At 43.3% G+C, this 3,754-nt stretch carries 4 protein-coding genes and 1 pseudogene; 1 reads left to right on the top strand and 4 read right to left on the bottom strand.

The genetic code is table 11. From position 1 onward, the window contains the following. Window positions 1–139: 139 nt before the first annotated feature. The 4 genes and pseudogenes from VB775_RS26170 to VB775_RS26185 form a co-directional block, all read right to left on the bottom strand. Window positions 140–937: pseudogene (locus tag VB775_RS26170) on the bottom strand (FAD-dependent oxidoreductase); the annotation flags it as partial. Window positions 938–973: 36 nt separating this feature from the next. Beyond that, entirely contained in the window at window positions 974–1,807 is an 834-nt protein-coding gene (locus VB775_RS26175; RefSeq protein WP_281009816.1) for a cytochrome c biogenesis protein CcdA, read from the bottom strand. 109 nt (window positions 1,808–1,916) lie between these two features. Continuing rightward, the gene (locus VB775_RS26180) at window positions 1,917–2,579 is read right to left on the bottom strand and encodes a thioredoxin domain-containing protein (protein WP_281009644.1); all 663 of its coding nucleotides are present in this window, start codon (window positions 2,577–2,579) and stop codon (window positions 1,917–1,919) included. Window positions 2,580–2,664: 85 nt separating this feature from the next. Next, window positions 2,665–3,162: a thioredoxin domain-containing protein gene (locus VB775_RS26185; RefSeq protein WP_281009645.1), complete on the bottom strand. Its 498-nt coding sequence runs from the start codon at window positions 3,160–3,162 to the stop codon at window positions 2,665–2,667. A gap of 319 nt (window positions 3,163–3,481) precedes the next feature. Between VB775_RS26185 and VB775_RS26190 the strand changes: the two genes are divergently transcribed. Continuing rightward, on the top strand, window positions 3,482–3,619 hold the full coding sequence (locus VB775_RS26190; protein ID WP_323217165.1) for a hypothetical protein: 138 nt from the start codon (window positions 3,482–3,484) through the stop codon (window positions 3,617–3,619). Window positions 3,620–3,754 lie beyond the last annotated feature (135 nt).

The raw sequence follows: 3,754 nt of genomic DNA on the forward strand, positions 1-3,754 counted from the left end.
TCATCGTGGTTTTTCCTTTTTGATACCCTGCGATTACTCGTTCTCTCAAATCCTGTGAATACGCTTTTCCTGTTTGCATTTTCTCTCCATTTTACCTTGCTCTTGCTCATTTGAAAACCGCTATAGTAGTTTTATCAATGGTTTTGATATAGCCTTTTTCATCTAAATCAATTTGACCTGCAAAAAGCTGCGTATTTGGTGTATGCCCGATCGCATAAAACAGACCACCAACTTGTAATTCAGCAATAGCATGATCTTTCTGATCTTGAATCTGAATACTTTGCAATACATCATCACCTTGGGCGCTTATCGGTAAGACTTGCCAATGGATTTGGATTTTGTCATGGCTTAGAACTCGCTCTTGCATTACCTTAGAAGCACGAAGGCGATCGCTACGCACTAGCAAATGCACCTTACTCGCATATTTGGTTAAATAGAGTGCCTCTTCCGCCGCCGAATCACCACCACCAACTACCGCGATTTCCACATTCTGAAATAAGGGATTTGTACCATCACAAATTGCACAGGCGGAAATGCCGTTATTCCAAAATTGCGTTTCCCCTTCGATATGTAAGCGCTTGGCGGTTGCTCCTGTGGCAATAATCACCGCTTTCGCTTTCACCTCAAGATCGTCAGATGTGATCGTAAAAGGGCGATCGCCAAAATCCACTTTGACCACATCATCAGTAATTAGCTTAGTTCCCCATCGCAAAGCCTGTTGGCGCATTTCCTTCATTAATTGTGGTCCTTGAATTCCTTTGGAAAATCCAGGGAAATTCTCCACTTCGGTAGTGGTCATCAATTGCCCACCTGGTAAACCTCCTGCGGCAAATCCTTCAAACATCAAAGGTTCAAGTTGAGCGCGAGCCGCATAGATTGCCGCCGTATAACCTGCGGGACCTGAACCAATAATTACCAGTTGTTCTACCATGTATATCTATCCTTGAGATTCTTAATTAATTCCCAATAGAACTTAACCGCCAATAAACCACTGTACACCTACAAATAGATAGTAAATTCCTGCCAAAATCAGCGCGATACTTCCAAATTTGGTGATTCCTTCCGAGTATTTCATCAGCAGGTTGGCTTGCTTGGCAAAACCAGTCAACAAACTAGATAAGAAGATCACAATCGTATAGCCCAAGGCATAACTTACCATCGTCAATACCGATAGAACTTGTGAACCACTTGCCGCCGAAGCCGCAATCACTGCAAACAGCACAGGACTAGCACAGGGAGAACTAACCAAAGCGTAGGTTAAACCAACTCCAAAAGGACCAAAATTAGTTCCGCCAACATTAACTTGAGGTAAAGGAATCTTAATCAAGCCCAACAAACCGAGTCCCATGATTAAAATAATTGCTCCGACAGCCACATTAATGTGACCGCGATATTCCACAATTACAAATCCTGCGAAGGAAGAGACTAATCCAAATAGGCTAAGAATAATTACGTTGCCAAGTACAAACATTCCCGCTTTGATAAAGGCATCCTTGCGAGAGGTAATGTTGCGAGTACCGATATAACTCAAATTGAGGGGCAGCATGGCAAGAATGCAGGGAGAAATACTAGCAATCAAACCACCAATAAATGCGAGAGGCATCAGTACCAATGGATTAGCTGTGTCTTGTTGCGCGAACCATTCCTGATAGCGATTTTCCACAACAGAGATGGCATATTCCAGTCCCTTAGATACTGGGTCAATAATTAATAGAGCGAGTACAAACCCTAGAAGTGCTAATCCTCCAAAAACAAACCATTTTTTAGGTATTTTAGGGCTGTTTTTTTTGGTAGTAGTAGTTTGCATAACAAGATCGGTATCGCGATCGGGTTTCTGAAGGTGGTTCATAAAAGGTTCCTGAGATGAATGATGAAAAGCATTCCATTTGTCTTAGACAAATGGAATGCTTTTGAGATTATTTTGTCAGCGCAGCATCCAAAACTTTGGTGTAAGCCATTTTGTCGGCATTGTTGCGATGTTGAGCCAAGATTTTGCCCGTGGCAGGATCGACAATTGTGAGAGATCCCGTTTGGGTTTTATTCTCGGCAAGAAATTTGCTCAGTCCTAGCTCTTGAGCAGTAGCTTCCGCTGCCGCCGTGGTGGATTTGTCAGATACATCTAGCACCACAAATTCCACTTTACCTTCATATTCCTTTTTTAGATCGGAGACGGTTGGGGCGATATTTTTGCAAGCAGAACACCAACTAGCATAAACATCAACCACAACGGGCTTGCCTTGCAGCTTTTGCGCCAGAGGTCCACCAATAGAAGCGGCCGAGGCAGATTTTGCAGCACAAGGGTCAGCTTTCTTCGCAGCACAAGGGTCAGCAGATTTTGCAGCACAAGGATCGGCTTTCTTGGCAGCACAAGGGTCAGCAGATTTTGCAGCACAAGGATCGGCTTTCTTGGCGGCGCAAGGGTCAGCAGATTTTGCAGCACAAGGATCGGGTTTAGTTGCCGTAGTGGTTGTGGTGCTAGCAGCATTGTCTTTGGATGCTTCTGGTGTAGCGCAAGCAATAAATACGCCCGTACTCAAGAGTGCGATCGCTGCGAATGAAGCCAGATACTTAATTTTCATGTAGTTCTTTCCTGTTTAGAATATTGTTAGGTAAATGTAATGTCAGTAACTTGGTATAAATGGGTTGAGGGTAAGCGAGAATGTCTTACCTTTTTGCCAAAGCTGCATCTAAGACCTTGGTATAGGTAGACTTATTAGCATTATTGCGGTGTTGCGAAAGGATTTTGCCTGAAGATGGATCGACAATAGTTAAAGAACCTGTTTGAGTTTTATTGGCGGCAAAGAAATTGCTGAGTCCTAGCTCTTTGGCGATCGCCTCTGATTTGGCTGTGCTGGATCGATCTGATACATCTAGCACTACAAAGTGAACTTTGCCTGCGTATTGTTGTTTAAGTTGGGAAAGGGTTGGGGCAACATTTTTGCAAGCAGCACACCAACTAGCGTAGATATCAACAACGACAGGCTTACCTTGCAACTTTTTGGCGAGAGGTCCACCGACAGAGGTGGATTGGGCATAGGCGGCTTCACCTGCGATCGCTTCCGATAGGGATTTTTGGAGCGATTCTGGCTTTGCTAAGGCGATCGCTGTGCCAACACTTAACAGGGCGATCGCGGTCAATGTTCTCAGGTACTTAACTTTCATTGGAATTGCTCAGGTGAAATATTGGGCTGAATTCAAGACTAAGCCTATTAAAGATGAGAAAAATGAGTGTCAGATGAGGAGTAGATGGATATTACATAAAGCTTGCAAATTTAGGAAGGTATCGCTTCCACCTTGGGAGGTTTATCCGATCAAGAATTATTTATTTGTTTCTTATGTCAAGGTAGTGTCAAAGTCAAATTTGTAACAAATGATACTTTTTGAAATAATCTGACTACTCGTATAAGCTGGAATGGCTGGATGGTAAGCAGGTGAAGATGGGGTTTATCTCAGTGTCTAAACAATGCTGATACATCGGTTGATGACTATATTAGTTATTGCCTATTGCCAAAAGACAAATTGGCGTAGCCATTACTCAACTAACAGCCGTGCAGTTTCAATCCCTAAAAGGGTTTCAGAGGCTTTGAATCCCGCCCGTCGTGAACTCAGGCAAGATTAAGCCACTAGGGGGTAGCTACAGGATACGTGTAAAAACCTGCAAGATAGCCTTCAAATATAGACCAGTCATACATTTGAGCTATACCGAATCAAGAGGGATTAAAATAGCACCTTCCAAGGGAAATGGAATAGATTG

This window comes from Pseudanabaena sp. CCNP1317 (assembly GCF_034931345.1).
Lineage (GTDB): Bacteria > Cyanobacteriota > Cyanobacteriia > Pseudanabaenales > Pseudanabaenaceae > Pseudanabaena > Pseudanabaena galeata.

Coding starts and splice junctions, on each gene's coding strand:
- VB775_RS26190 (WP_323217165.1), top strand. CDS start 3,482: ATGACTATATTAGTTATTGCCTATTGCCAAAAGACAAATTGGCGTAGC.
- VB775_RS26175 (WP_281009816.1), bottom strand. CDS start 1,807: ATGCAAACTACTACTACCAAAAAAAACAGCCCTAAAATACCTAAAAAA.
- VB775_RS26185 (WP_281009645.1), bottom strand. CDS start 3,162: ATGAAAGTTAAGTACCTGAGAACATTGACCGCGATCGCCCTGTTAAGT.
- VB775_RS26180 (WP_281009644.1), bottom strand. CDS start 2,579: ATGAAAATTAAGTATCTGGCTTCATTCGCAGCGATCGCACTCTTGAGT.